The organism is Saccharothrix lopnurensis (genome assembly GCF_042658445.1).
GTDB classification, from domain to species: Bacteria; Actinomycetota; Actinomycetes; order Mycobacteriales; family Pseudonocardiaceae; genus Actinosynnema; species Actinosynnema lopnurensis.
The window spans coordinates 174048-200385 of the sequence record NZ_JBHSQO010000012.1; the positions used below are offsets into that span (position 1 = coordinate 174048).

25 protein-coding genes and 1 pseudogene are annotated in these 26338 nt (G+C 73.0%); 12 read left to right on the forward strand and 14 right to left on the reverse strand.

The features are described from left to right. Positions 1-111: 111 nt before the first annotated feature. Positions 112-1797 (reverse strand): fumarate hydratase, encoded by a 1686-nt coding sequence (locus tag ACFP3R_RS14605; protein WP_380636433.1) that lies wholly within the window; start codon positions 1795-1797, stop codon positions 112-114. 89 nt (positions 1798-1886) lie between these two features. On the opposite strand from ACFP3R_RS14605, the gene ACFP3R_RS14610 reads away from it, so the two are divergent. Continuing rightward, positions 1887-2801 (forward strand): phosphotransferase family protein, encoded by a 915-nt coding sequence (locus ACFP3R_RS14610; RefSeq protein WP_380636435.1) that lies wholly within the window; start codon positions 1887-1889, stop codon positions 2799-2801. Positions 2802-3021: 220 nt separating this feature from the next. Here ACFP3R_RS14610 and ACFP3R_RS14615 read toward each other — a convergent pair whose 3' ends face one another. The 4 genes from ACFP3R_RS14615 to ACFP3R_RS14630 all read right to left on the reverse strand — a co-directional run bounded on the left by ACFP3R_RS14615 (position 3022) and on the right by ACFP3R_RS14630 (position 7941). After that, positions 3022-4014 carry a sigma-70 family RNA polymerase sigma factor gene (locus ACFP3R_RS14615; RefSeq protein ID WP_380636437.1) on the reverse strand — a complete coding sequence of 331 codons (993 nt, stop codon included), beginning with the start codon at positions 4012-4014 and terminating at the stop codon, positions 3022-3024. Positions 4015-4216: 202 nt separating this feature from the next. Beyond that, a complete protein-coding gene (gene dtd, locus ACFP3R_RS14620) occupies positions 4217-4642 on the reverse strand; it encodes a D-aminoacyl-tRNA deacylase (protein ID WP_380636438.1) in 426 nt (141 codons plus the stop codon). Next, entirely contained in the window at positions 4639-6129 is a 1491-nt protein-coding gene (locus ACFP3R_RS14625; protein WP_380636440.1) for a DUF7782 domain-containing protein, read from the reverse strand. Before ACFP3R_RS14625 ends, dtd begins: the two co-directional genes overlap by 4 nt. A gap of 312 nt (positions 6130-6441) precedes the next feature. After that, complete coding sequence (locus ACFP3R_RS14630; protein WP_380636441.1) at positions 6442-7941, reverse strand: PucR family transcriptional regulator; 1500 nt, start codon at positions 7939-7941, stop codon at positions 6442-6444. Positions 7942-8056: 115 nt separating this feature from the next. Here ACFP3R_RS14630 and ACFP3R_RS14635 point away from each other — a divergent pair, with 115 nt between their 5' ends. Then, positions 8057-8371, forward strand: a complete 315-nt coding sequence (locus ACFP3R_RS14635) for a DUF3099 domain-containing protein (RefSeq protein WP_380636443.1) — start codon at positions 8057-8059, stop codon at positions 8369-8371. Here ACFP3R_RS14635 and ACFP3R_RS14640 read toward each other — a convergent pair. Then, on the reverse strand, positions 8358-9257 hold the full coding sequence (locus tag ACFP3R_RS14640; protein ID WP_380636445.1) for a carbohydrate kinase family protein: 900 nt from the start codon (positions 9255-9257) through the stop codon (positions 8358-8360). The genes ACFP3R_RS14635 and ACFP3R_RS14640 overlap by 14 nt on opposite strands. Beyond that, complete coding sequence (locus ACFP3R_RS14645) at positions 9254-10180, reverse strand: pseudouridine-5'-phosphate glycosidase (RefSeq protein WP_380636447.1); 927 nt, start codon at positions 10178-10180, stop codon at positions 9254-9256. The genes ACFP3R_RS14640 and ACFP3R_RS14645 overlap by 4 nt, the downstream gene beginning before the upstream one ends. Before the next feature lie 31 nt (positions 10181-10211). Here ACFP3R_RS14645 and ACFP3R_RS14650 point away from each other — a divergent pair, with 31 nt between their 5' ends. Then, positions 10212-10460 carry a DUF3039 domain-containing protein gene (locus ACFP3R_RS14650; RefSeq protein WP_380636448.1) on the forward strand — a complete coding sequence of 83 codons (249 nt, stop codon included), beginning with the start codon at positions 10212-10214 and terminating at the stop codon, positions 10458-10460. Between the two features lie 142 nt (positions 10461-10602). On the opposite strand, the gene ACFP3R_RS14655 is transcribed toward ACFP3R_RS14650, so the two are convergent. After that, positions 10603-11790, reverse strand: coding sequence for a YihY/virulence factor BrkB family protein (locus ACFP3R_RS14655; RefSeq protein ID WP_380636450.1), 1188 nt, complete (start codon positions 11788-11790; stop codon positions 10603-10605). 188 nt (positions 11791-11978) lie between these two features. Between ACFP3R_RS14655 and ACFP3R_RS14660 the strand changes: the two genes are divergently transcribed. From ACFP3R_RS14660 to ACFP3R_RS14680, 5 genes are all read left to right on the forward strand, one after another. Then, positions 11979-13703, forward strand: a complete 1725-nt coding sequence (locus ACFP3R_RS14660; RefSeq protein WP_380636452.1) for a DEAD/DEAH box helicase — start codon at positions 11979-11981, stop codon at positions 13701-13703. A gap of 262 nt (positions 13704-13965) precedes the next feature. After that, positions 13966-15105: a sugar ABC transporter substrate-binding protein gene (locus ACFP3R_RS14665; RefSeq protein ID WP_380636454.1), complete on the forward strand. Its 1140-nt coding sequence runs from the start codon at positions 13966-13968 to the stop codon at positions 15103-15105. An 84-nt stretch (positions 15106-15189) separates the two neighbouring features. Further along, entirely contained in the window at positions 15190-15963 is a 774-nt protein-coding gene (locus ACFP3R_RS14670; RefSeq protein WP_380636456.1) for an ATP-binding cassette domain-containing protein, read from the forward strand. Positions 15964-15992: 29 nt separating this feature from the next. Then, entirely contained in the window at positions 15993-17420 is a 1428-nt protein-coding gene (locus ACFP3R_RS14675; protein WP_380636458.1) for a sugar ABC transporter permease, read from the forward strand. Between the two features lies 1 nt (position 17421). Beyond that, positions 17422-18594: an ROK family protein gene (locus ACFP3R_RS14680; RefSeq protein WP_380636459.1), complete on the forward strand. Its 1173-nt coding sequence runs from the start codon at positions 17422-17424 to the stop codon at positions 18592-18594. Positions 18595-18809: 215 nt separating this feature from the next. Here the strand turns inward: ACFP3R_RS14680 and ACFP3R_RS14685 are convergent, their stop codons facing one another. The 3 genes from ACFP3R_RS14685 to ppgK all read right to left on the reverse strand — a co-directional run bounded on the left by ACFP3R_RS14685 (position 18810) and on the right by ppgK (position 21732). Next, on the reverse strand, positions 18810-18989 hold the full coding sequence (locus ACFP3R_RS14685) for a DUF7455 domain-containing protein (RefSeq protein ID WP_015800348.1): 180 nt from the start codon (positions 18987-18989) through the stop codon (positions 18810-18812). Between the two features lie 464 nt (positions 18990-19453). Next, positions 19454-20755 (reverse strand): RNA polymerase sigma factor, encoded by a 1302-nt coding sequence (locus ACFP3R_RS14690; protein ID WP_380636461.1) that lies wholly within the window; start codon positions 20753-20755, stop codon positions 19454-19456. A 215-nt stretch (positions 20756-20970) separates the two neighbouring features. Continuing rightward, on the reverse strand, positions 20971-21732 hold the full coding sequence (gene ppgK / locus ACFP3R_RS14695; RefSeq protein ID WP_380636463.1) for a polyphosphate--glucose phosphotransferase: 762 nt from the start codon (positions 21730-21732) through the stop codon (positions 20971-20973). Between the two features lie 95 nt (positions 21733-21827). Between ppgK and ACFP3R_RS14700 the strand changes: the two genes are divergently transcribed. Continuing rightward, a complete protein-coding gene (locus ACFP3R_RS14700; RefSeq protein ID WP_380636465.1) occupies positions 21828-22628 on the forward strand; it encodes an inositol monophosphatase family protein in 801 nt (266 codons plus the stop codon). A 50-nt stretch (positions 22629-22678) separates the two neighbouring features. Here the strand turns inward: ACFP3R_RS14700 and cei are convergent, their stop codons facing one another. Continuing rightward, positions 22679-23380, reverse strand: coding sequence for an envelope integrity protein Cei (cei, locus tag ACFP3R_RS14705; protein ID WP_380636467.1), 702 nt, complete (start codon positions 23378-23380; stop codon positions 22679-22681). 430 nt (positions 23381-23810) lie between these two features. Between cei and ACFP3R_RS14710 the strand changes: the two genes are divergently transcribed. After that, on the forward strand, positions 23811-24110 hold the full coding sequence (locus tag ACFP3R_RS14710; protein ID WP_344042363.1) for a DUF4193 domain-containing protein: 300 nt from the start codon (positions 23811-23813) through the stop codon (positions 24108-24110). 228 nt (positions 24111-24338) lie between these two features. Here ACFP3R_RS14710 and ACFP3R_RS14715 read toward each other — a convergent pair whose 3' ends face one another. Beyond that, positions 24339-24803 (reverse strand): DUF3093 domain-containing protein, encoded by a 465-nt coding sequence (locus ACFP3R_RS14715; protein ID WP_380636469.1) that lies wholly within the window; start codon positions 24801-24803, stop codon positions 24339-24341. Positions 24804-24827: 24 nt separating this feature from the next. Here ACFP3R_RS14715 and dut point away from each other — a divergent pair, with 24 nt between their 5' ends. Further along, positions 24828-25295, forward strand: a complete 468-nt coding sequence (gene dut / locus ACFP3R_RS14720) for a dUTP diphosphatase (RefSeq protein WP_380636471.1) — start codon at positions 24828-24830, stop codon at positions 25293-25295. A 5-nt stretch (positions 25296-25300) separates the two neighbouring features. After that, complete coding sequence (locus ACFP3R_RS14725) at positions 25301-25927, forward strand: DUF3710 domain-containing protein (RefSeq protein WP_380636473.1); 627 nt, start codon at positions 25301-25303, stop codon at positions 25925-25927. Between the two features lie 24 nt (positions 25928-25951). On the opposite strand, the pseudogene ACFP3R_RS14730 reads toward ACFP3R_RS14725, so the two are convergent. Continuing rightward, positions 25952-26338 (reverse strand): annotated as a pseudogene (locus ACFP3R_RS14730) (alpha/beta hydrolase); the annotation flags it as partial.

A 26338-nucleotide genomic window follows, 5' to 3' on the forward strand; every position in this document is an offset into this window, starting at 1 on the left:
CGCGTTCCCCGACCCGCGTCCGCCCCGTCTTTCCCCCGACCCGCGTCCCCGGCCCGTCTTCCCCGACCGGTCGGGCCGCGGGCGGGGCCTATCCCCGCCCGCGGCCCGCCGTCACCTCCGGAAGCTGATCTGGAGCGTCGGGGCGGAGGTCTCGGCGAAGAAGTCGTTGCCCTTGTCGTCCACCACGACGAACGCGGGGAAGTCCTCCACCTCGATCCGCCAGACCGCCTCCATGCCCAGCTCGGCGTACTCCAGCACCTCGACCTTGCGGATGCAGTCCTGCGCCAGCCGCGCCGCCGGGCCGCCGATCGAGCCCAGGTAGAACCCGCCGTGCGCCCGGCAGGCGTCGGTGACCTGCCGGGACCGGTTGCCCTTGGCCAGCATCACCAGCGAGCCGCCCGCCGCCTGGAACTGCTCCACGTAGGAGTCCATCCGGCCGGCCGTGGTGGGGCCGAACGAGCCGGACGCGTAACCCTCGGGCGTCTTGGCCGGGCCCGCGTAGTACACCGGGTGGTCCTTCAGGTACTGCGGCACCGGCTCGCCCGCGTCCAGGCGCTCCTTGATCTTGGCGTGCGCGATGTCGCGGGCCACCACCAGCGGGCCGGTCAGCGACACGCGGGTCTTCACCGGCAGCCGCGACAGCGTCTCGCGGATCTCCGCCATCGGGCGGGTCAGGTCGACCCGCACGACCTCGTCGGACAGATCCTCGCCCGTCACCTCCGGCAGGAAGTGGGCCGGGTCGCGCTCCAGCTGCTCCAGGAACAGGCCCTCGGGCGTGATCTTCGCCTTGGCCTGCCGGTCGGCCGAGCACGACACCGCGATGCCGACCGGGCACGACGCGCCGTGCCGGGGCAGCCGGACCACGCGCACGTCGTGGCAGAAGTACTTGCCGCCGAACTGGGCGCCGATGCCGAAGTTCCGGGTCAGCTCCAGCACCTGCTGCTCCAGGTCCACGTCCCGGAACGCGTGGCCGGCCGCCGAGCCCTCCGTGGGCAGGCCGTCCAGGTAGCGGGCGGAGGCGAGCTTGGCGACCTTCAGGTTCTGCTCGGCCGAGAGGCCGCCGACGACCACGGCCAGGTGGTACGGCGGGCACGCGGCCGTGCCCAGCGAGCGCAGCTTCTCGTCCAGGAACCTCGCCAGCCGCGACGGGTTCAGCAGCGCCTTCGTCTCCTGGTGGAGGAACGTCTTGTTGGCCGAGCCGCCGCCCTTGGCCATGAACAGGAACTCGTACTTCGGCTCCGTGCCGGGCGCGGTGAACAGGTCGATCTGCGCGGGCAGGTTGGTGCCGGTGTTCTTCTCGTCCCAGAAGGTGACCGGCGCCATCTGCGAGTACCGCAGGTTCAGCTCCTGGTACGCCTCGAAGATGCCCCGCGACAGGGCCTCCTCGTCGGTGCCGCCGGTGAGCACGGACTCGGTCCGCTTGCCCATCACGATCGCGGTGCCGGTGTCCTGGCACATCGGCAGCACGCCGCCCGCCGCGATGCACGCGTTGCGCAGCAGGTCCATGGCGACGAACCGGTCGTTGCCGCTGGCCTCGGGGTCGTCGACGATCGCGCGCAGCTGCGCCAGGTGCGAGGGGCGCAGCAGGTGCTGGATGTCGCGGACCGCCTCCTTGGCGAGCAGCGTCAGCGCCGCCGGCTCCACCTGGAGGAACGTCCGGCCGGCGGCCTCGACCACCGACACCCCGTCCGGGCTGACCAGGCGGTACTCGGTGTGGTTGTCCCTGGCCAGCGGCAGCACCTCGCGGTACTGGAAGGCCGGGGCCAGGAGGTTGTGCGGTGGGTTCGCTGAGGGCACGTCGCGGGCTCCCTTGCGCGCGTTCGGGTTCCGCCGAACCTATACCGATCACGCCGCCGCGTCCGCCAGGCCGTGGTGTGATTCGTGTCGTGGTCTTCAGCCTCACCAAGCGCGAACTGCCCGAGCCCGAGCTCGACGCCCTGCTCCGCCGCGTCCTCGGCTCGCCGCTCGCGGCGCACGTCGAGCTGACCGACGGCATGTTCAACACCGCCTACCGGCTCACCGCCGCCGACGGCCGCGAGGTCGTGCTCAAGGTGGCGCCGCCGCCGGGCGTGCCGCTGCTCACCTACGAGCGCGACCTGATGCGGACCGAGGCCCTGGTGTTCGGGCTGATGGCCGACCGCGGGGTGCCCGCGCCCCGGGTCCTGCTGCACGAGGACGGGCTGCTCGTGATGACCGCCCTGCGCGGCACGCCGTGGCACGCCGCCGAGCTGTCCGACGCCGAGCGGGCCGCGCTGCGCCGCGAGCTGGGCGGGATCGTGCGCCGGCTGCACGGCGTCACCGGCGACTCGTTCGGCTACGTCCAGGGGCCGGGCGGGGCGACGTGGCGGGAGGCGTTCGGGAACATGGTCGCCGCGGTGCTCGCCGACGCCGACCGGTTCGGCGTGGAGCTGCCCGACGTGCGCCCGGCGTTCGCCGCCCGCGCCCACCTGCTGGACGAGGTGACCTCCCCCGTCCTGGTGCACTTCGACCTGTGGGAGGGCAACGTCTTCGTGGCCGACGGCCGGGTGGAGGGGATCATCGACCCGGAGCGCGCGTTCTTCGGCGACCCGCTGGCCGAGGTGGTGTGCGTCGCCCTGTTCACCGAGCCGGACGAGGACTACCTGGCCGGTTACGGCGTGGCCGGGTTCACCCCGGCGGAGCGGGCCAGGATCGCGCTCTACCGGGCGTACCTGTGCCTGGTCATGATCGTGGAGGGCGTGCCGCGCGGGTACACCGGCGAGGAGCGGGAGGCCCACGTCGCGTTCTTCCGGGCGAAGCTGGCCGAGTACCTGGAGCTCTGAGTGCCCACGGTTCCGAGTACCCGGGGTTCTGGGCTCCGGGGGCGGGAACACGGAAGGCCGGGCCGGCCCCCGACCGCCCCGACCTTCCTCGGTGTGCGACACCCCGCGAGATGGGGCGGAGGTGTCGCGTGGCTCGCAATGCCCGACCGTGCCCCGGCGAGCGCCGCGCGTCAACCCGGCTGAACGGGTGACACCGCGTTGCTCCCCGGGGGCCGGTCCGTCAGCTGGCGTAGGCGCGCAGCCGGGCGGCGCGGTCGCCCTGCCGCAGCTTCGCCATGACCTCGCGCTCGATCTGCCGCACCCGCTCGCGGGACAGGCCGAACTGCTTGCCGATCTGGTCGAGCGTGCGCGGCTGGCCGTCCTCCAGGCCGTAGCGCAGCCGGATCACGGACTGCTCGCGCGGCTCCAGCGTGGCCAGCACCCGGCGCAGGTCGTCCTGGAGCAGGCCGGAGATGACCGCGCTCTCCGCGTCCGTGGCGTCGGAGTCCTCGATGAAGTCGCCCAGCGGGGCGTCCTCCTCGGCGCCGACGGGCATGTCGAGGCTCACCGGGTCACGGGCGTGGTCGAGCAGGTCGGACACCTTCTCCGGGGTCAGGCCGGACTCCCGGGCCAGCTCCTCGGTGGTCGCCTCGCGGCCGAGCTGCTGGTGCAGGTCGCGCTTGATCCGCGCCAGCTTGTTGACCTGCTCCACCAGGTGGACCGGGAGCCGGATGGTGCGGCCCTGGTCCGCCATTCCGCGGGTGATCGCCTGGCGGATCCACCAGGTGGCGTAGGTGGAGAACTTGAAACCCTTGGTGTAGTCGAACTTCTCGACCGCGCGGATCAAACCCAGGTTCCCTTCCTGGATCAGGTCCAGCAGCGGCATTCCGCGACCGGTGTACCGCTTCGCCAGCGATACGACCAACCGCAGATTCGCTTCGAGGAGGTGGTTCTTGGCGACGTGGCCATCGCGGATCAGCGCACGAAGTTCGCCGCGGCGCACATCGGGCAGACCGGACTTGGTCTCCAGCATGTGCTGCGCGAACACCCCCGCTTCGATGCGCTTCGCGAGTTCCACTTCCTCGGCGGCTGTCAGCAGCGCCGTCTTGCCGATGCCGTTCAGGTACACCCGAACGAGGTCGGCGGCCGGTCCCTGGGCGTCGAGGTCCATCTCGGCGCTGGTCGTGGTCTGCTCGTTCCCGACCTCGCGGTCGAAGACCTTCGGGACGGTCATGGAGCTCCCTCCCCCTTGTCGCGGGCTGGCAGTGCGGTCGTGTCGCGCACTCCGCGCTGCGCTGCGCGGTCCCACCTTTCGGTGGTCTGACACTGAGGAGAACGCAAACCCGACCGAAATGGTTCCCGCTTCCTCGACCTTGAAGACGTCACTGCCGTCACAGCGGTTGCCCGGTGAATCCTGAGGATTCCCTGAGAAGGATCTAGACTTCGACCAACACGGTGAACGGGCCGTCGTTCACACTCCGCACGGACATCATGGCGCCGAACCGTCCTGTGTGAACTCGGGCGCCCCTCGACCGCAGTTCCGACACCACCGCGTCCACCAACGGCGCGGCGTGCTCCGGGCGCGCGGCGGCCGTCCACGAGGGCCGCCGGCCCTTCCTCGTCTCCCCGTAGAGGGTGAACTGGCTCACCACGAGCAGCGGCGCGCCCGTGGAGGCGCACGACTGCTCGTCCCGCAGCACGCGCAGCTCGTGCAACTTCCGGGCCATCACCGACGCCTGCTCGGCGGTGTCGTCGACGTGCACGCCGAGCAGGACCAACAGGCCCGGCTCGGCGATCTCGCCCACGGTCTCACCGGCCACCACCACGGACGCCTCTGTGACCCTCGCCACAACGGCCCTCACGCGGGCGCCACCATCCCGTGCCGGACCAGGTCGCGCACCACCGGCAGGGCCGCCGCGGTCAGCGCGTCCGCGTCCAGGTCCTGGGCGTAGGCGAGCAGCGCGATCAGGTCCGCCAGCGGCAGCGCCCCGCGGCAGCCCGCCAGCAGCCGCGCCGCGGTCTCGTCCAGCTCGTGCTGCCAGCCGGGCCCGTCGGTGCGGTGCAGGCGGCGCACGACCGCCTCCCAGCCGTCCCCGGTGGGCTCTGAGACCTCCTCCAGCAGCACGGTGGGCGGCACCGTGAACCTGGTCGCGAGGAGGTCGTCGTTGCCGTGGGCGCGCAGCCAGGCCACCCGGTCGAGCCAGGCGGCCGACTCCGGGCCCAGCGGGTCGTCGTAGGCGTGGCGCAGGTCCTCGCAGACGACCTCGGGGTGCTCGGTGTCGGTGCGGCGCAGCGTGACGAAGCCGAAGCCGACGCCCTCCACGTCGTTCTCGGCGAACCAGTCCAGCCAGGCGCCCGCCTTGGCGCGGCCCTCGTCGCCGCGCGGGTCCACCCCGGCGTCGCGCAGCCAGGTGCCGACGTAGAGCGCCGGGTCGGCCACGTCGCGCTGCACGAACCAGGCGTCCACGCCGCCGCCGCGGGGCAGCCAGGCGCTGACGCGGTCGGCCCAGTCCTCGCCCCGGCGGTGCAGCCAGGAGGCGAGCAGCTGGCCCACGCCGCCCTCGGCCAGGAACGCCGGCACCTGGCGCACCACCAGCGCGCTCGCGTCGTCGCCCTCCAGCCCGGAGTCGCGGTAGACGTAGTCGACGCGCGGCGGGCCCACCACGAACGGCGGGTTGCACACCACCTGGTCGAACCGGCGCCCGCGCAGGGGGGCGAACCACTCGCCCCGGCGCAGTTCCACGTCGACCTCGTTGAGCCGGAACGTGCCCGCGGCCAGGGCCAGCGCGCGTTCGGACAGGTCGGTCGCGGTGATCCGCCCCGCGTGCCTGCTCGCGTGCAGGGCCTGCACCCCGCACCCCGTGCCCAGGTCCAGCAGGGTGCCGACGGGCCGCCGGGAGGTGGCGCGGGCGAGGCTGATCGAGGCGTGCCCGACGCCCAGCACGTGGTCGGCGGGCACCGGTCCGCCGCGCTGCTCGGAGTCCAGGTCGGCGACGACCCACCACGACCCCTCGTCGTCGCCGTAGGGCCGGACGTCCAGCCCCGCCCGCAGCTCGGCCCCGTCGCCGCGCAGCACCTCGTTGCCGATCGCCGCGTCCAGGTCCACCCCGGGCAGCGCCCGCCGCACGGCCTTCTCGTCCTCGGCGTCCCCGAGCAGGAACAGCCGGATCAGCGTGCCCAGCGCGCCGGCGTCCCGCGACGCCCGCCGCGCGGCCTCCGGCTCACCCCTCCCCAGCGCCGCGTGGGCCCGGGGCCCCAGCACCCCCAGCACCCCGTCCGCGTCGTACCCCACCTCCAGGAACGCCTCGCGCAACCGACCGGTCAACTCAACAGAAAGATCAGGAACCACCGCGCCATCGTCCCCCGCCCCACCCACCCCCGCCCGCCCACCCCGCGCGAGTCGTACGTCCAGACCTCGCGAGTCGTACGTCCAGGCCCACCGTGTCGTACGTTCGCGACCCCCGAGTTCAACATTCGCGTCGTTCCGTGCCTGGTCAGCGGTTACCAGCCGGTAGCCATGGCACGACCGCGAGCGTTGAACTCACCTGTCCCGAGTGTTCGACACGGTGGTCGTGAACGTTCGACTCGCGGGGTCTGAACGTGTAACTCGGGGGGTCTGGACGTACGACTCGCGAGGTCTGGGCGTACGACTCGCGCGGGTCTAGGGGGGTGGGGTGATGGTCAGGGCTATGGCCATGGCCAGGCGTTGGGTCGGGTCGTCCAGGGGGACGGCGGTCACCTCGGACATGCGCTGCATCCGGTAGCGCAGGGTGTTGGGGTGCACGGCCAGGGCGCGGGCCGCCTCGCGCGCGTCGCCCTGCGCGGCCAGCCAGGCCCGGAGGGTGGGCGCGTAGTGCGTGCCGTGCTCGGCGTCGTGCCGCAGCAGGTCGGCCACCGGGCCCCGGGTGGGCACGCGGCCGGTCCGGGCGACGCTCGCCAGCCGCCGCAGCAGGACCAGGGACCAGGACCGGTCGTAGACGACCGGGTCGCCGGTGGACAGGGCCAGGCACTCGTCGGCCTCCGTGCGCGACGCGGTCAGCGAGCCGGCGTCCGCGCGGCCCCCGATGCCCGCCTCCACCACCGCCTCGGCGGGGAGTTCACGGGCCAGGGCGCGGACCCAGTCCACCGCCGCCGCGGCGTCCTCGTCGCACGGCAGCACGGTGTAGAGGACGTTGCCGAACAGCGCCGAGCGGCCGGGCCGCGACCAGCCGAACCCCGAGGTCGCCCGGGAGAACGCCAGCAGCGCCGCCCCGTGCTCGCCCTCCCCGGCGTGCGCCTGCACCGCGATCACCCGCAACCCGGTCGACGGCAGCCCCAGCCGGGCCAGGGTGCCCGGCGCGCCCGCCTCCAGCGCCTCGATCACCAGGTCCGCCTCGGCCTGCCGCTCCAGGTCCGCCGACGCCCGCGCCCGCAGCAGGTGCAGCGCCGCCGTCCGCGCCCCGTCCACCAGGGCCGCGTGCCGGACCGCGTCCACCGCCGCGTCGACCTCCACCCACACCGACCCCAGCAGCTCGCGCCCCGCCCGCACGGCCGCCACCAGTCGCCCACCGAGCTGGTCGGTCAGCTTCGGCACGAAGATCGGCTCGTCGGACCGCGCCAGGTGCGCGAACACCCCGTAGGAGTCCAGCGCCCGCCGCGCCTCCTCCGGCACCCGCCGACCCAGGATGGTCTGCACCCGCACCTGGTCCACGTCCTGCTGCCGGTACGAGTAGGCCAGCACCCGCGACTGCTGGTCCTCGATGGTCACCGGCCCGCCGACCACCGCCGCGATCGCGTCGGCCACCGCGAACAGGTCGCCGGCGCCCTGCCCGCCCAGCACCAGCGTCTGCGCCACGTTCGCCAGCTGCCCCCACGGCACCGACGGGTCCACCAGCAGCACCGCCGCCCCGGACCGCCGCGCCGCCGTGATCACCCGCTCGTCCAGCGGCGGCGACCCGTGCAGCACGACCGCCGCCGCCGCGGTCCCGCCGACCAGCCGGGCCGCCGCGGCGTGGGAGGGCAGCCCCAGCCCGAGCAGCACGTCGTCGGGCGCCGCCGCGGTGTGCTCGGCCGGGTCGTGCAGCGCCACGCCCCGCAGCTCCACGTCCCGCCCGCGCGGCGCGCAGCACAGGTGCGTGCCCAGGCTCCCCAGCACGTCCACCAGCCGATCCAGCGCCACCACAGGCGGGATGGTCCGCCACGGACCCGAACGGCCGCAACCGCGGCGCGAATCACCCTCCACCCGTTGTGTCGTCCCCGGTCCCTGGTGGGACCATGGAGCCATTGGAGGTGATGTCGTGACCAACCCCGAGCGCGACAGCACACCGGTGCTCATCACCGCGGCGGCTCCCTCCTACGAGGAGCAGCACGCCGCCCGCAAGCGCAAGTACGCGATCGTGATGGGCGCCCGCATCCCGTGCCTGGTCCTGGCGATGGTCTTCTACGAGACCTGGTGGCTGGCGCTCGCCTTCCTGGTGCTGTCCGTGCCGCTGCCCTGGATGGCGGTCCTGATCGCCAACGACCGGCCGCCCCGCAAGGCGGAGAAGCCCAACCGCTTCGTGCGCGAGCACCGCGCCGTCGAGGCGCGCCCGCACCAGGTCATCGACGGCTGAGCGAACCCGGCGGTGGCGGGCCGGCGGGCTGCGCCCCCACCGCCGACACGGCCCGCGCCGCCGCCCGCACGCCGGCCAGCAGGGCGTCCCGCCGGGACGCCCCGGTCAGCCACGCCGCCAGCAGCCCGGCGTCGAACGCGTCACCGGCCCCGGTCGAGTCCACGCACGCCACGTCCTCGGCGGGCACCGACACCACCCCGTCCGCGTCCACCCAGCTCGCCCCGCCCGCGCCGGCCGTCAGCGCCACCGCGCCCACCACGTCCAGCAGATCCCGCGCGGCTCCGGGCGACGCCGACCCGGTGAGCCCCACCAGCTCCTCGGTGTTGGGCAGCAGCAGGTCCACGCCCCGCACGTCGTCCAGGAAGCCGTCGTAGAACAGCGCGGCCGACTGCGGGTCCACCGACGTGGTCAACCCGGCCTCCCGCGCCGCCCGCAGCGCCGCCACCCCGGCGGCCCGCGACGACGCGTCCAGCAGCACGTACCCGGACAGGTGCAGGTGGGAGGCGCCGCCCAGCAGCGCGGGGTCCACGTCGCCGGGGGAGAACCGGGCGTTGGCGCCCCGGTCGGGCAGCATGGTCCGCTGCCCGGCGCCGTCCACCAGCACCACCACGCAGCACGTCGCCGCGCCGGGGTCCACCACGAACGCGCACCGCACCCCGGCGGCGGTCAGCTCGGCTCGGACCTGCCTGCCGGCCGGGTCCGCGCCGACCCGGGTGAGCAGCACCGGGGACGCGCCGCAGGAGGCCAGCCACGCCGCGGTGTTCGCGCCGGCCCCGCCGGGTTCGATGGTCACCGAGGCCCGCGTGTCGCCGCCGTGCACGACGGGGCCGGTGTGCCGGGCCACCACGTCCAGCCCGGCGTCGCCCACGACCACGACCGCGGTCACCGACCGCCCCCCGCCGCGGCCAGCTCCACGGCCACCTCGGCGGCCAGCACCGCGTTGGACACCACCAGCTCCTCGTTGGTGTCCAGGCTCACCCCGCCGCTGGCGGTGTGGAAGTGCTCCAGCAGCACGGGCGTGACCTGCTTGCCGTGCACGCCGCGCGACCGCAGCAGCTCCAGCCCCTCGGTCAACAGCCGCTCGTGCAGGTCGGCGGGCATCTCGAAGGCCGCGGGCACGGGGTTGGCCAGCAGCACGCCCGACGACCCGGTCACCCCGGCGCGGTGCGCCGCCACCACCGCGGCGGCCTCGGCGGCCGACTCGACCCGCCACGGCACGTCGAACGCGGACTCGCGCCGGTAGAACGCCGGGAACCGGTCCACCCGGTACCCCAGCACGGGCACCGACCGGGTCTCCAGCAGCTCCAGCGTGGCCCCGACGTCGAGGATCGACTTCACCCCGGAGCACACCACCAGCACCGGCGTGGTCGCCAGCACGTCCAGGTCCGCGGACACGTCCCAGGTCTCCCGCGCGCCCCGGTGCACCCCGCCCAACCCTCCGGTCGCGAAGACGCCGATGCCGGCGGCGTGCGCCAGCGCGGCCGTGCCGGCGACCGTGGTCGCCCCGTCCCGCCGGAGCGCGAACGCCGCGCCCAGGTCCCGCCGCGACAGCTTCACCAGGTCGTTCGCCGGGTCGCAGACCCGGTCCAGCTCCGCGGCGGTCAGCCCGACCTTCGGCACCCCGCCCAGCACGGCGATCGTGGCGGGCACCGCGCCCGCCGCGCGCACCGCGTCCTCGATCCGGGTGGCGACCTCGCGGTTGCGGCCGGGCGGCAGCCCGTGCGACAGGATCGTGCTCTCCAACGCCACCACCGGCCGGTTCCCGGCCAGGGCGGATTCGACCTCTTCGGTGATGCTCGGCGTACTCACGAGCGGCCATCTTCCCAGGTACGCTGGGCGGGTGAGTACGCAGACCCTCCCCGAGGTGGAGACCCGGCCGGAAGGCACCGACCACACCGGTGACGACGCCCCGAAGATGTTCCACTACGTGCGCAAGAACAAGATCGCGGAAAGCGCGGTCATGGGCACGCACGTGGTGGCCCTGTGCGGCGAGGTCTTCCCGGTGACGAAGTCGCCCAAGCCGGGCTCGCCCGTGTGCCCGGACTGCAAGCGGATCTACGACGGCCTGCCCGCGGGCGGCGGAGAGTAGGTCCCCGACGCCCTGACCCCGACGCCCCGGCGCCGGTCCCGCGCGGACCGGTGCCGGGGCGTCGGGGTCCCGAGCCGGGTTCGGAGCCCCGGGCGTCCGGGTTCCGAGCGCCCGAGCCCCGGGTCCGGTGCCGGGGAGCCGGTCAGTCCAGGAGCCGCCGCACGGGCGGGGGTTCCTCCGGCCGCTCGACCCCCAGCGGCACGGTGGGCTCCGCGACGCCGTTCACCGCGGGCGCCGCGGGGTTCTCGGCGGGACGGTCGGCGGGGTGCTCGGTCAGGTGCCCGGCGGGGCCGCCGGTGACGTTCGCGGGCGGGTCCTCCGTCCCCGGTCCGCCCCGCTCCCGCACCCGCCGGTCCTCGCCGGACCGGATGCGCTCGGCCGCCCGCTCGATCTCCAGCCGCTGCCACCGCCGCCGCTGCCGCCGGGTCATCCGCGCCGGCCACATCTCCTGCAACGCGCTGTTGAAGTAGGCCCCGAGGGTGATCGCCAACCCGATGAAGAACGCGAACAGCAGGAACGCGATGGGCGTGGCCAGCGCGCCGTAGGTGTAGCCGGTGGTGGTGATCCACCGGATGTAGAGCCGCAGCCCGATCGACGACAGCAGGAACACCGCCATCGCCAGCACGGCCCCCGGCACCAGCCGGTGCCACGGCAGCTTGTTCGGCAGCGCCACCTTGTAGAGCGTGGCCAGCGCCAGCACCAGCAGCACCCCGATGGCGGGGTAGTAGAACGCGCTCAGCCAGCTGCCGATCGTCGGCTCCCACGAGTCGGGGAACAGCCGCGGCAGCACGTCCGGGCCCAGCGCCAGCACCGGCAGGCCGATGACCAGCAGCACCAGGCTCGCCATGTAGAGCAGCAGCGCGAAGATCCGCTGCCACACCTCGTTGCGCACCCCGTACTGGTCGTGCGCGGCCGTGATCGCGTCCACGAACGACGACATCGCCGAGGACCCGGCCCACAACGAGATCAGGAAGCCGACCGAGACGATCTCGCCCTTGCCGGTGGTCAGCACCTGGTCGACGGTGGGCACGATCACCCCGTTGACCACGTCCTGGCTGAAGATCGTCCGGCAGGTGGAGATGATCCGGTCCTTGACCGCGCCCACCACGTCCGGCCCGAGCCAGTCGCCGACGTAGCCCAGGCTGCCCAGCAGGCCCAGCAGCAGCGGCGGGAACGACAGGGTCTGCCAGAACGCGGCCTCGGCGGATTCGGAGAAGATGCTGCCCGCCCACGCCTTGGACCAGGTGCGCGCCAACAGGCGCAGTGGACCGTTGCGGCCCGAGCTGCGCGCCCTGTCGTCCCGAGGCGAACCCATCGCGAGGTCAAGCATGGTGCATCCGGGCCGATTCCGCGTCACCGGAACCCGGGTCCGTGCCGCGAGCCGTGCGGGGCGGCCGCAGCGGGTAGGCTGTCCCTCGCCCTCGACGGTCACCCGCACCGAGGGCATTCGCATGTCCGCACCGCAGGTGATCGCGCAGGTCCGCACCGCAGGTGATCAGCGCTGGAGGGGTTCCGAGGTTGTCGCAGCCGCAGGTCGTCGCAACCCGCCCGCTCCGCGCCTGGCAGCGCCGCGCGCTGACCAAGTACCTGGCCGCCCGGCCCAAGGACTTCCTGGCCGTCGCGACGCCCGGCGCGGGCAAGACCACGTTCGGCCTGCGCGTGGCGGCCGAGCTGCTGGCCGACCGCACGGTCGAGGCGATCACCATCGTCACGCCCACCGAGCACCTCAAGCACCAGTGGGCGCGGGCGGCGGCCGAGGCGGGCATCGCCATCGACTCGAACTTCCGCAACACCAACGCGGTCACCTCCCGCGACTTCCACGGCGTCGCGCTGACGTACGCGCAGGTCGCGGCGCACCCGATGCTGCACCGGGTGCGCACGGAGAACCGCAAGACGCTGGTCCTGCTCGACGAGATCCACCACGGCGGCGACGCCAAGTCCTGGGGCGACGCGATCCGGGAGGCGTTCACCCCGGCGGTGCGGCGGCTGTGCCTGACCGGCACCCCGTTCCGCTCGGACGACTCGCCGATCCCGTTCGTCACCTACGAGCCGGGCCCGGACGGCGCGCAGCGCAGCCGGGCCGACCACTCCTACGGCTACGCCGACGCCCTCAAGGACGGCGTGGTCCGGCCGGTGATCTTCCTGGCCTACTCGGGCGAGGCGGCGTGGCGCACGAGCGCGGGGGAGGAGTTCTCCGCGCGGCTGGGCGAGCCGCTGACCCAGGAGCAGACCGCGCGGGCGTGGCGGGTGGCGCTGGACCCGTCGGGCGAGTGGATGCCCTCGGTGCTCAAGGCCGCCGACGTGCGGCTGACGCAGCTGCGCAACGGCGGCATCCCCGACGCGGGCGGCCTGGTCATCGCGACCGACCAGACCGTGGCCAAGGCGTACGCCGAGGTGCTCCAGCGCGTCACCGGCCAGGCGGCCACCCTGGTGCTCTCCGACGAACCCAAGGCGTCGGGCCGCATCGCCGAGTTCGCCGCCTCGCAGGAGCGCTGGCTGATCGCGGTGCGCATGGTGTCGGAGGGCGTCGACGTGCCGCGGCTGGCCGTCGGCGTGTACGCGACCAGCGCCTCCACCCCGCTGTTCTTCGCCCAGGCCATCGGCCGGTTCGTGCGGGCGCGGGCCAGGGGTGAGACGGCCAGCGTGTTCCTGCCCAGCGTGCCGGTGCTGCTCGGCCTGGCCAGCGAGCTGGAGGCGCAGCGCGACCACGTCCTGGGCAAGCCCCACCGCGAGAAGGACGGCTGGGACGACGACCTGCTGTCGCAGGCCAACAGGGTCGACGACGAGCCGGGCGAGGAGGAGCGCGCGTTCACCTCGCTGGGCGCGTCGGCCGAGCTGGACCAGGTGATCTACGACGGTTCCTCGTTCGGCACGGCGGCGTTCGCGGGCAGCGACGAGGAGCAGGAGTACCTGGGCCTGCCCGGTCTGCTGGAGCCCGACCAGGTGCGCGCGCTGCTGCGGCAGCGGCAGGAGAAGCAGCTGGTGGAGGCGAGCAAGCGGACCGCGGCGGCCGCCGCCGCGCCCGCGCCGCCCGCCCCGGCGGCCCGCCCCGCGGGCGTGCAGGAGCGGCTGGCGCAGCTGCGCAAGGAGCTCAACACGCTGGTGGCCATGCACCACCACCGCACCAGGAAGCCGCACGGCAAGATCCACAACCAGCTGCGCGAGTACTGCGGCGGCCCGCCCACGGCGATGGCCAGCATCGAGCAGCTGGAGGAGCGGATCGCCACGCTGCGTTCATGGTGAGCCACTCCGCGTCACGGCCTTGATGATTTTCCCCGGCGGTACCGGTTCCGACCGTTGCGGGTCAGAACAAACCCTCGAACCGTCCCTTTCGTGACCGGATGTGACCAACTGGGCCGTTCGGCGTAGTTGGATGTCCGTTCGGTTACCTCGCTGTTAGCGCATCGTGCCCTCTTTATCGGTCAAGTGTGCTTCCGGTCACCGTGGGTGGGGGCATACGTTGTGCGCCACAACATTTATGCACCTGCGTGAAAGGGATGGCTGGATGCGCAGCAAGAGCCTCGCTCTCATCGCCGCAAGCACGGGCCTTGCGTTGGCCATGACGGCTTGTGGCGCGAACACGTCCACGGGTGGCGACACCACGACGGACACCAACACGGACAGCGCCTCGGGCGGTGGCACGAAGGTCGGCGTCATCCTCCCGGAGACCAAGTCCTCGGCCCGCTGGGAGGGCTTCGACAAGCCGCTGCTGGAGAAGGCGCTCAAGGCCGAGGGGCTCGACCCCGACATCCAGAACGCCCAGGGCGACGTGCAGAAGTTCTCGACCCTGGCGGACGGCATGATCAACGCCGGCGTCAAGGTCCTGATCATCGCCACCCCGAACAGCGAGGTCGGCGCGTCGGTCGCGCAGAAGGCCAAGTCGTCGGGCATCCCGGTCATCGACTACGACCGCCTGAACCTGGGCGGCAGCTCCGACTACTACGTCTCGTTCGACAACGAGAAGGTCGGCGAGCTCCAGGGCCAGGGCCTGGTCCAGGGCCTGGAGAAGCTGGCGCCGGGCAAGAAGCCCGCCGAGGTCATCGAGATCGAGGGCGCCCCGACCGACAACAACGCCACCCTGTTCCACAACGGCCAGAAGAAGGTCCTGGAGCCCAAGTACGGCGCCGGCGACTACAAGCTGGTCCAGTCGCAGGCCATCCCGGACTGGGACAACCAGCAGGGCGGCGTGACCTTCGAGCAGATCCTGACCGGCAACGGCCAGAAGGTCGACGGCGTCGTGGCCGCCAACGACGGCCTCGCCGGCGCGGTCATCACCGTGCTCAAGAAGTACGGCCTGAACGGCAAGGTCCCGGTCACCGGCCAGGACGCCACCCCGGAGGGCCTCCAGGCCGTCCTGCGCGGCGACCAGTTCATGACCGTGTTCAAGCCGATCGACGCCGAGGCCAACGCCACCGCGAAGCTGGCCGCCGCCCTGGCCAAGGGCGACAAGGCCGGCGCCGACGCGCTCGCCACCGGTTCGGTCGAGGACACCAAGGGCAGCCGCACCGTCAAGTCGGTGCTGCTGGAGGCCCAGCTGATCACCAAGGAGAACGTCAAGACCGTGGTGGACGCCGGCTTCGTCAAGGCCAGTGAGGTCTGCGTCACCGACCTCGCCGCCACCTGCACCGAGCTCGGCATCAAGTAGTTCACGCTCGCGCCGGGGCGGGGTGCGGTTGCCGCACCCCGCCCCGGCGCGCCCACCCGCGAGTGGGGACACAGGAGGAAACCAGTGAGCGAGCCGATCCTCGAGCTGCGCGGCATCAACAAGACCTTCGGTCCCGTGCACGTGCTGCACGACATCGATTTCGCCGTTCACCCCGGTCAGGTCACCGCCCTCGTCGGCGACAACGGCGCGGGCAAGTCCACGCTGGTCAAGTGCATCGCGGGCATCCACCCGACCGACTCGGGCACGGTGCTGTTCGACGGCAAGCAGGTCCACATCTCGGGCCCGCGCGAGGCCGCGGACATGGGCATCGAGGTCGTGTACCAGGACCTGGCGCTGTGCGACAACCTCGACATCGTCCAGAACATGTTCCTGGGCCGCGAGCGCGGCAAGCTGGGGATGCTCGACGAGGCCGACATGGAGCAGGCCGCCCGCCGGACGCTGACCTCGCTGTCGGTCCGCACGGTCAAGTCCGTGCGCACGCAGGTCTCGTCGCTGTCCGGCGGCCAGCGGCAGACCGTCGCCATCGCCAAGGCCGTGCTGTGGAACAGCCGGGTCGTGCTGCTCGACGAGCCGACCGCGGCGCTGGGCGTCGCGCAGACCCGACAGGTGCTCGACCTGGTGCGCCGGCTGGCCGAGCAGGGCCTGGGCGTGGTGCTGATCAGCCACAACATGAACGACGTGTTCGAGGTCGCGGACCGCATCGCGTGCCTCTACCTGGGCCGCATGGCCGCCGAGGTCAACACCAAGGACGTCACGCACGGCCAGGTGGTCGAGCTGATCACCGCCGGCCGCTCCGGGGACCTGGGCATCGCCCGGGCCGAATCCGCCACCATCTGACGCCGAGGGCTCAGGACGAGGAACGCAGCATGACCAACACCACCAGCGAGACGTCGCCCAAGGACCCCCAGGGCGCCATCTCCGACTTCGGCATCGACACCACCTCCCAGTCCACCGGCGAGGCGCTGCGGGACTACGTGGCCCGCCTGCGCGGCGGCGAGCTCGGCTCCCTGCCCGCGCTGCTCGGCCTGGTGGTGCTGCTGATCGTGTTCAGCTCCCTGGCGGACACCTTCCTGACGCTGGGCAACATCGCCAACCTCCTCGCGCAGGGCGCGAGCATCGTCATCATCGCCATGGGCCTGGTGTTCGTGCTCCTGCTGGGCGAGATCGACCTGTCCGCGGGCACCGCGTCCGGCGTCACCGCGTCGGTGATGGCGCTGCACCTGGTCGAGAACGGCAACCTGCTCGGCGGCATGGGCGACACCGTCTTCATCATGTACTGCGCCGTGCTGGTGCTGGCGATCGCGCTCGCCGCGGTCGTGAAGCTCTGGCCCGCCGTCGGCATGGCCGGCTTCGCGCTCCTGGTCTCGCTGATCGGCGTCCCGGCCAACCCGTGGGTCGAGATCCTGCTCGCCATCTGCGTCGGCGCCGCGATCGGCTCCGTCACCGGCTTCCTGGTCGCGAAGGTCGGCATCCCGTCGTTCGTGGTGACCCTCGGCCTGTTCCTGACCTGGAGCGGCGTCGTCCTCCAGCTCATCGGCGACGGCGGCACCCTCGGCCTGCGCAACGACGTGCTGTTCAACGTCGCCAACGGCAACCTCAGCACCGCGGGCTCCTGGGCGCTGTTCGCCATCGCCGCGGGCGGTTACGCCGCGCTCGTGCTCGGCCGCCACTTCAGCCGGCTGCGCAAGGGCCTGGTCGCCCAGCCCACCCCGCTGATCCTGACCAAGGTCGGCATCGTCGTGGTGCTCGCCGCGGCCGCCACCTACGCGCTGACGGTGAACCGCTCGGCCAGCGACTTCGTCGTCATCGCCGGTGTCCCGTACGTGGTGCCGCTCGTGCTCGTGCTCCTGGTCCTCGGCACGTTCGTGCTGGAGCGCACCCGCTACGGCCGCCACGTCTACGCCGTCGGCGGCAACCAGGAAGCCGCCCGCCGCGCCGGCATCAACGTGGCCCAGATCCGGATGAGCGTCTTCGTGATCGCCTCCTCCGCCTCGGCCATCGGCGCCATCGTGTACTCCTCGAAGGTCGGCTCGGTCGACCCGAACGCCGGTGGCGGCAACACCCTGCTGATGGCGGTCGGCGCGGCCGTGATCGGCGGCGTGTCGCTGTTCGGCGGCAAGGGCAGGCTGCGCGACGCGGTCATCGGCGGCGCGGTGCTCGCCACCATCTACAACGGCATGGGCCTGCTCAAGCAGCCCGCCGCCGTCGTGTACGTGGTCACCGGCCTGGTGCTGCTGCTGGCCGCGAGCATCGACGCGCTGTCCCGTCGCCGGGCGGCGAGTTCCAGCCGTTGACGTGAGTTCACCGACCGCGGGAGCCCGGCCGGACGAGGTCCGCAGGCACAACCGCTCGGCGCTGCTGCGCCGGCTGCACGTGGACGGACCGTCCACCAGGGCGTCGCTGGCGGCTGAGCTGGGTCTCAACCGCAGCACGATCAAAGCCCTGGTGGACGGCCTGGCCGAGTCCGGTGTGGTCGCCGAGCGGGTGCCCGCCCAGCGCTCCGGCGCGGGCCGCCCGTCCCTGCTGGTGCTGCCCCAACCCCACGCCGCCGTGGTCATGGCCATCGACATCCGCGTCGAGCAGGTGGCGATGGCCATGGTGGGCCTGGGCGGCGACATCCTCGGCCGGGACTCGTGGAACCTGCACCACCGGTCCCGCGACCCCGGCGAGGTGATCACGCACATCGCCGACTCGGCCAAGCTGCTGGCCGACGAGCTGGACGCGCGGGCCGTCGGGGTCGGCGTGTCCGTGCCCGGCGTGGTGCGCCGCTCGGACGGGCTCGTGCACGAGGCGCCCAACCTGCACTGGACCGACGTGGCCCTGGGCGAGCGGCTGGCCGCGGTGCTGAAGGTGCCCGTGCAGATCGGCAACGACGCGGAGCTCGGCGCGCTGGCCGAGCACACCCGGGGCGCCGCCCGCGGCTCGTCCGACGTCGTCTACATCTCCGCCGACGTCGGCATCGGCGGCGGCGTCATCTCCAGCGGGCAACCGCTGCGCGGCACCGGCGGCTACGTGGGCGAGCTGGGCCACATGGTGGTCCGCCCCGGCGGCAGGCGCTGCTACTGCGGCTGCCACGGCTGCTGGGAGACCGAGGTCGGCGAGGCGGCCCTGTGCCGGGCGCTGGCGCTGCCCGAGGACTCCCCGCGCGGCGCCGTGGTGGCCGAGCTGCGCTCGCTGGCGGGCTCGCCGGACTCGGTGGCGCACCGCCTCGGCGAGTTCACCGAGTGGCTGGCCATGGGCCTGGTGACCGCGGTCAACATGCTGGGGCCCGAGCTGGTGGTGCTGGGGGACCTGTTCACCGCGCTGCCCGAGTCCCTGGTGGACCGGTTGCGGCGGACCGTGCAGGAGCGGTCCCTGGTGTCGCGCGCGGTCGGCGGTACCCGCATCGAGTCGTCACCGCTGGGCCGGGACGCGAAGCTCGTCGGGGCGGCCGAACTGGCCTTCGAGCCCGTGCTGGGCGAGGTCTGACCCGTCCCCGGGGTTCGGGCCCGTTCCCGGGCCCCCGGACCCGTTCCCGGGCCCCCGGACCCGTTCCCGGGCCCCCGGACCCGTTCCCGGGGGCCGACCCGTTCCCGGAATCCGGGAACGGTCCTCAAGGGCCGGACATGCGGGGGGCGGGGATCCCGGTGGGATCCCCGCCCCAGACGGCTAGGGTGCCACGAGCCGAGGGCGGCTCGCGGTGTTCAGCCCTGCTGCAACTCGGCAGCGAGCTCGCGCAGCTTCGTGCTGTGCTCGCGGGCGTGGTGCCCGCAGAACAGCAGCTCGCCCCCGGAGGGGAGTACGGCGCGAACCTGGGCAGCGGCCCCGCAGCGGTCGCAGCGGTCGGCAGCGGTCAACGCGGGGCGGGTGAGCGTGGTAGTCATGGAAATCTCCCTCCGTCCCGGCACCGGGGATCGGTGCCCTCACACCTAGCTGCGACCACCTCGCATCTGGCGGGTGCGCCGTGTTCGCTGCTTCCACTCTTGCAGACGCACGGGCGTAAGTCAGTGTTCCCTGGGCCGTGGCGACCCGCGTCACTGTCCCTCTACCCGGCGGTCGAGTGGTTCGAACCTGCGACCTGCCGCGGGTTCGCCGGGTGCGTCCTCACTTTCCGCTGTCGCGCCACGGGTTTCCGACCTGCGGATACGGCATCGGGATCACCACCGCTGGTCCGAAAGGTGGGCGTCGGGAGCACTCCGGTGTGATCGGTGACACTTCGGTCAGCCCAGAGCGAACACGCCCTCGTGTTCCACCATCCGGACGTCTTCGTCCGGTTCACCGGCTCGTCACCGCGCCGCGAAACGCCCCCCGACCGATGTGGTCGGGGGGCGTTCGCTCGATCCGTCGCCTAGTCCAGGTAGTCGCGCAGCACCTGCGAGCGGGACGGGTGGCGCAGCTTCGACATCGTCTTCGACTCGATCTGCCGGATGCGCTCCCGCGTCACCCCGTAGACCTGGCCGATCTCGTCCAGCGTCCGCGGCTGGCCGTCGGTGAGGCCGAACCGCAGCCGCACCACGCCCGCCTCGCGCTCGGACAGCGTCGCCAGCACCGACTGGAGCTGGTCCTGGAGCAGCGTGAACGACACCGCGTCCACCGCCACCACGGCCTCGGAGTCCTCGATGAAGTCACCGAGCTGGCTGTCGCCCTCGTCGCCGATCGTCTGGTCCAGCGAGATGGGCTCCCGGGCGTACTGCTGGATCTCCAGCACCTTCTCCGGGGTGATGTCCATTTCCTTGGCCAGCTCCTCCGGGGTGGGCTCGCGACCCAGGTCCTGGAGCAGTTCGCGCTGTATGCGGCCGAGCTTGTTGATGACCTCGACCATGTGCACCGGGATGCGGATGGTGCGGGCCTGGTCGGCCATCGCGCGGGTGATCGCCTGGCGGATCCACCACGTGGCGTACGTCGAGAACTTGTAGCCCTTGGTGTAGTCGAACTTCTCCACCGCGCGGATCAGGCCCAGGTTGCCCTCCTGGATCAGGTCCAGGAACGCCATGCCGCGACCGGTGTAGCGCTTGGCCAGCGACACCACCAGGCGGAGGTTGGCCTCCAGCAGGTGGTTCTTGGCCCGCTCGCCGTCCCGCACGATCCACCGCAGGTCGCGGCGCAGCTGCGGGGTGAGCTTCTCGCTCTCGTCCTCGGCGCGGCGCACCCGCTCCGCGGCGTAGAGGCCGGCCTCGATGCGCTTGGCGAGCTCGACCTCCTCCTCCGCGTTGAGCAGGGCGACCTTGCCGATCTGCTTGAGGTAGGCGCGGACCGAGTCGGCGGAGGCCGTCAGCTCGGCGTCCTTGCGGGCCTGCCGCAGGGCCTCCGACTCCTCCTCGTCCCAGACGAAGTCGCCCTCGCCGGGCTTGGCCTCCTCCTCGGCGGGCTCCTCCTCGACCGGCTCGTCGATCAGTTCGACGTCGTCGACCAGGTCCTCGCCCTCGGGCCCTTCGAGGCCCTCCGGCTCGTCACCGTCCGCCTTCTTCGCCTTGGCCGGCCCGGCGGGCGCCGCCTTGGCTCCCGCCTTGCGCGGTCCCCGCGTCGTCGTCTTGCCCGCCGCGGCGGTCTTCGCCACCGGCTTCTTGGCCGGGGCCTTCCTCGCCGAGGTGGCCTTGGGCGTCTCCTCGGCGTCAGCCTGAGCTGCCTGGGTCGTCTTCGCGGCTGCCACGTACGCCCTTTCGCGACTGTCGATCAAGGCAAACCGAAGGGCGCGAACCTCGGTCGCCGGAGTACGGGGGATCCCCCGCCGGATCGTTCGTCAGCGGGGCACCGTTCCATTGTAACGACGAGAACCGCGTGCCGTTGCGCCCCGCCGTGCACCGAACGGGGTCGACACGCGTTCTCGCAGCTCAGGGCCCCGTACTGAGCGGAGCCCCGGGTGGGTCAGGGCGCCAGGTCGTGCGCGGCGGCCACGGCCGCGCCGACGATGCCCGCGTCGTTCTTCAGCGCCGCGGCCACCACCTCGGTCCGCACCTCCAGCAGCGGGAGCCACTTCTCGGCCTTCTTGCTCACCCCGCCACCCGCGATGACCAGGTCCGGCCAGATCAGGTTCTCCAGCACCGAGATGTACCGGGACACCCGGGGCGTCCACTCCGCCCAGGTCAGGTCCTTGTCCTCCTTCACCGAGGCGGCCGCGCGGGTCTCGGCGTCGTGGCCGTCGACCTCCAGGTGCCCGAACTCGGTGTTGGGGACGAGCCTGCCGTCCAGGAACAGGGCGCTGCCGATGCCGGTGCCGAAGGTCAGCAGCACCACCAGCCCGTTCCGGTCCCGACCGGAACCGAACCGCATCTCGGCCACACCCGCGGCGTCGGCGTCGTTCATGACGACGACCTGCTCCTTCGGCCGGCCCAGGCGGGCGGCGAACAGCCCGGCGGCGTCCGTCCCGATCCACTTCTTGTCCACGTTGGCGGCGGAGCGGGCCACGCCGTGCTGCACCACGCACGGCAGGGTGACGCCCACCGGCCCCTCCCAGCCGAACTTCTCGACGATCTCGGCGACCACGTCGGCGACCGCGTCCGGCGTCGACGGCTGCGGCGTGGTGATGCGCAGGCGTTCGCCCTCCAGTGCACCCGCCTCCAGGTCCACGAGCCCGCCCTTGATGCCGGAGCCGCCGATGTCCACGCCGAACCCGCGGGTCATGCCCATCCCCGTGGCCCTTCCTACTCGATTCAGTGACCGTGGCCGCTGAGATTAGCCTGCACTTCTCCGATAGTCCCGTGAGAGTGACGCAGGAGGAACAGTTGCGTTTCGATCCGCTCCCCCTGGTCGGGATCGCCGCCGCCGTCGCGCGCGAAGCCGGTGACCTGGCGAGGAACATGCGCGACTCCGCCGTGGCGGACGTCGACACCAAGAGCACCCCGACCGACGTCGTCACGGCGGGCGACCGGGCGGCCGAGCAGCTGGTGCGCCGGCGGCTCGCGACGCTGCGCCCGGGTGAACCGGTCTTCGGCGAGGAGGAGGGCGGTGAGACCGCCGCCGAGGGCCTGACCTGGGTCGTCGACCCGATCGACGGCACGGTGAACTACCTCTACGGCATCCCCCACTACGCCGTCTCGCTCGCCGCCCAGGTCGACGGCGAGTCCATCGCGGGGGTGGTCTACGAGCCGGCCACCGGCCACCTGTGGACCGCCTCGGCGGGCGGCGGCGCGTTCCTGGACGACCGGCGCCTGTCCGTCTCCGACGCCACCCGCCTGGACGTGTCCCTCCTGGGCTACGGCTTCTCCTACCGGGCCGACCGCCGGCAGCGGCAGGCCGACACCTGGGCGGCCCTGTCCACCCGGGTCCGCGACATGCGCCGGGCGGGCGCGGCCTCCCTGGACCTGTGCGCGGTGGCCGCCGGCCGCCTGGACGCCTACGCCGAGCACGCCCTCAACCGCTGGGACTGGGCGGCGGGGGCCTTGATCGCCCGCGAGGCGGGCGCCGTGGTCCACCTGCCGGGGGAGCACCCGGCCCTGGGGGCGGACGCCACCTTCGCCGCCGCGCCCGGCATCGCCGAGGCCCTCGTCCAGGCCCTCGTCGAGGCCGACTTCGCCAGGATCTGACCCCGGCCGTGTCCTCCACCCCGCGCACGCCGGCCAGGAGGACGCGGGGGTCAGCAGTGGACTTCGCGCGCGCCCTGGAGGTTCGCGGCGTTCAGCGACGGCGGTGCGGCGGCCTCGGCGGCCTGGCCGCCCTGCTGCTCCGGCTGCTGCTCCGCCCACGCGGCCAGCTGGTCGAGCACCTTGCGGGCGTCGCTGTTCGGCTTCACCTCGCCGAACTTCTTGCCGATCGCCACGTCCACGGTCGCGTCCTGCCGCTCGTCGCGCACCAGCTCCAGGCACGGCTCGACCAGGCTCAGCGTGCGGGCGGCCCCGGCGCCGGGCGCCCCGAACCGGATCTGCCCGCGGCAGGTCATGTCCTGCGCCGGGTACACCGGGTCGTTGCCCGGGTCCGCCGCCTGGGTCATCCCCATCTCCATCAGGGTCGTCGCCACGAACCGCGCCTGGTTGCGCTGCGTGCTCGCGTTGAACACCCGGAAGTGGACCTCGCCCGCCGGCACCGGGTCGGTGCGGTCCAGCGCGTCGTGCGCCAGCACCGTCCCCGGGCTCGGCGTGGTCGACGCGGGCGCGCCCGACGCGGGCGCCCCGCCGGGCGGGGCGCAGCGGATCGCCGCGTCCACGTCACCGGCCTCGGAGAGCACCCGGTTCCACACCACCACCGCGGTCACGGCCAGCACGAGGAACAAGACCAGCGCCGGCAACGGCCGCCGCTTCCGGTACCGCGACGACCCGTTTCCTCCCGTACCGGGTCCCACGTCCGCCGACCTCCCCCTGGCGCAGTGCTGATGGTGATCAGGCTAGGCCGCGCCCCACCGCCCCGCGCCTCGGGCCGGTGGTGGCACGCCGTTGTCACCCGGTCGCGGACGGTTGACGGCGCTCAGGGCGCCGTGGGACGTGCGGGACGGGTGGTCACTGCCTCCCCAGAGCCTATAGGGCCAGCGTGCGAAGGGCCTGTCACCCGTCTGCTCAATTAGGGGGAACCCGCTGCACGACGGCCCGGACAATGAGCTACCCTCTCGGCGCTCCGCCCAGGGCCGGACACCGGGAAGCGTCGACGACAGGGGGTTGGCGCCCGGCCGCGAGAGCGAGACCTCCGTCACTGGGGACGGAGGGCACAAACAGGGGCGCTGGGACGTTAACCAGCGAACGAACAGTCTCCGTTGACCGCAGGGGTGTGAAGGAAAGATGGCGACCGACTACGACGCGCCGCGTCGCAGCGAGGCGGACGAACTCGCTGAGGATTCCCTCGAGGAGCTGAAGGCGCGGCGCAACGAAACGCAGTCCGGGGTCGTCGACATCGACGAGGACGCGACCGCCGAGAACTTCGAGCTGCCTGGTGCGGACCTGTCCGGCGAGGAGCTCACGTTCAAGGTCCTGCCCAAGCAGGCGGACGAGTTCACCTGCTCGAAGTGCTTCCTGGTGCACCACCGCAGCAGGCTGGCCGAGGAAGTCGGCGGTCAGTACATCTGCCGCGACTGCGCCTGAGCAGACCGAGCCCGACCGGCACCGACGACCGAACCGGCACCGACGACCACCAGGCCCGCACCGACGACCAGACCAGCACCGGTACCGACACCAGCACCGACGACCAGACCTGGGCGCTCACCCCTCCGCCGGGGTGGCGCCCAGTCCCGTTGGAGCAGTCCCGTTGGAGCAGTCCCGTTCGGGCAGTCCCGTTCGGGGCAGGCCGCCGGCGAACGCCACCGCGGGCGCTCACCGCTCCCGCAGCACCGCCGCCAGCTCCTCCGCCGACCGCACGCTGAACAGCCAGTACGGCGTCGGGTCCCGGGGGTCCTCCAGCCGCACCCGCACCATCGGCCCCACCCACCCGCGGTGGGCGACGAACGCCATCGGGTCGAGGTTCGGCCCCATGGCCCGGCGCTTGCCCTTCGCGTCGAACACCTCGACCTCGCCGAGCAGCTCCAGCGGCACGTGGGCCTCGCCGACGCGCAGCTCGCCCCCGGAGACCTCGACCTTCACCGAACCCAGCCGCGCCAGCAGCAGCACCGCCAGGGGCAGCAGGACCACGTAGGGCAGCCACGACCGCACGCCCGGGAACCCCATGTGGATCTCGGCGGCCAGCAGGGCCGCCGCGGCCAGCGGCAGCGGCCAGCCCCACCACGGCACGAACAACCGCTCGCGGAAGGCGGTCGGGGCGGTCACAGCACTCTCGCTCACACCACCAGGGTAGTCTCGCGCGCCGTGCCCAGCGTCGAGGTCCTGCTGTCCCGGCTCGATCCCTCAGTGCCACTCCCGGCCTACGCCCGACCGGGTGATGCCGGCGCGGACCTGGTGACGACCGCCGACGTGGTGATCGAACCGGGTGAGCGCGCCGTGGTCGGCACCGGGATCTCCGTCGCGCTGCCCGAGGGGTACGCCGCGTTCGTGCACCCCCGTTCGGGGCTCGCCGCGCGCGTCGGGCTGAGCGTGGTCAACACACCGGGCACGATCGACGCGGGCTACCGGGGCGAGATCAGGGTGTGCCTGGTCAACCACGACCTGCGCGAGCCCATCGTGCTCACGCGCGGTGACCGGATCGCCCAGCTGGTGGTGCAGAAGGTGGAGCACGCCGTGTTCCGCGAGGTCGAGGAGCTGCCCGGGTCCGCGCGCGGGGCCGGCGGCTACGGCTCTACTGGCGGGCACGAGGTGCTCGCCCGGACGGAGGGGTGAAGGCGATGTTCGGAAAGCGCCGCAAGCGCGGTAGGCACTCCGCGAACCGGGGGACGGCGCAACCCGAGGCCGAGTTCGACGGCGAGGACGGTCCCGAGGAGGGCCCGTTCGACGAGTCGCAGGCCCCCGACGACGGCCTGAACCGGCTCGACCTGGGCTCGATCCGGCTGCCGGTGCCGGACGGGGCCCAGCTCCAGGTGGAGATGGACCAGGCGGGCGCGGTGCGCGCCGTGCACCTGCTCACCGGTGTCGGCCAGCTCACCGTGAGCGCGTTCGCCGCGCCGCGCAACGACCGGCTGTGGCCGGAGGTCAGCGGCGAGATGATCGCCCAGTTCAAGTCCGACGGCTTCCGCATCCTGCGGGAGAACGGCGAGTGGGGCGAGGAGATCTCGGCGCGCAACAACGAGGTGCACCTGCGCGTGGTGGGCGTGGACGGCCCCCGGTGGATGCTGCGCGGCATCGCGGCGGCGCCGAACGAGGAGATGGCCGTCCAGGCGGCGCAGGCCCTGTACGTGCTGATGCGCGACACGGTCGTGGTGCGCGGTGAGCAGCCGATGCCGGTGCGCACGCCGCTGCCGGTCGAGCTGCCCGAGGCCATCGCCCGGCACATCCAGGCCCAGCAGCAGGGCTGACCCGGTGGGGGCGGTCCGACCGGCTCAACCCGGGAGGGCCATCCCCGACGCCTCGGCGTACGCGGCGAGCGCGGCGCGGCCCAGCGACTCCGGGTCCGCGCCGAGCGCCGCCAACGTCGTCGTGCGCAGAGCGCCACGAGGCAGGGCGTCCACCCACGTCCGGGCGATCGCCAACGGGTGAACGGGGTCGTCGGCACACGCGGCGACCCCCACCGGCACGACCACCCCGCCCAGCTCGACCGCCGTAGGGGCGCGCGACCCCGCCGCCTCCCGCAGCACGCCGGCCAGCCGCCCCCCGTACCGGGGCCACGCGCGCCGCAGCTCGTCCCCGAGCCACCCGTCCACGCCGGTCAGCGCGGCCTCCAGCCCCGCGGCCGCCACCGCCGCCGCGCTCGCCGCCGCCGCCAGCGC

Coding starts and splice junctions, on each gene's coding strand:
- ACFP3R_RS14655 (WP_380636450.1), bottom strand. CDS start 11,790: ATGCTTGACCTCGCGATGGGTTCGCCTCGGGACGACAGGGCGCGCAGC.
- ACFP3R_RS14665 (WP_380636454.1), top strand. CDS start 13,966: ATGCGCAGCAAGAGCCTCGCTCTCATCGCCGCAAGCACGGGCCTTGCG.
- ACFP3R_RS14685 (WP_015800348.1), bottom strand. CDS start 18,989: ATGACTACCACGCTCACCCGCCCCGCGTTGACCGCTGCCGACCGCTGC.
- ACFP3R_RS14615 (WP_380636437.1), bottom strand. CDS start 4,014: ATGACCGTCCCGAAGGTCTTCGACCGCGAGGTCGGGAACGAGCAGACC.
- ACFP3R_RS14725 (WP_380636473.1), top strand. CDS start 25,301: ATGTTCGGAAAGCGCCGCAAGCGCGGTAGGCACTCCGCGAACCGGGGG.
- ACFP3R_RS14710 (WP_344042363.1), top strand. CDS start 23,811: ATGGCGACCGACTACGACGCGCCGCGTCGCAGCGAGGCGGACGAACTC.
- ppgK (WP_380636463.1), bottom strand. CDS start 21,732: ATGGGCATGACCCGCGGGTTCGGCGTGGACATCGGCGGCTCCGGCATC.
- ACFP3R_RS14675 (WP_380636458.1), top strand. CDS start 15,993: ATGACCAACACCACCAGCGAGACGTCGCCCAAGGACCCCCAGGGCGCC.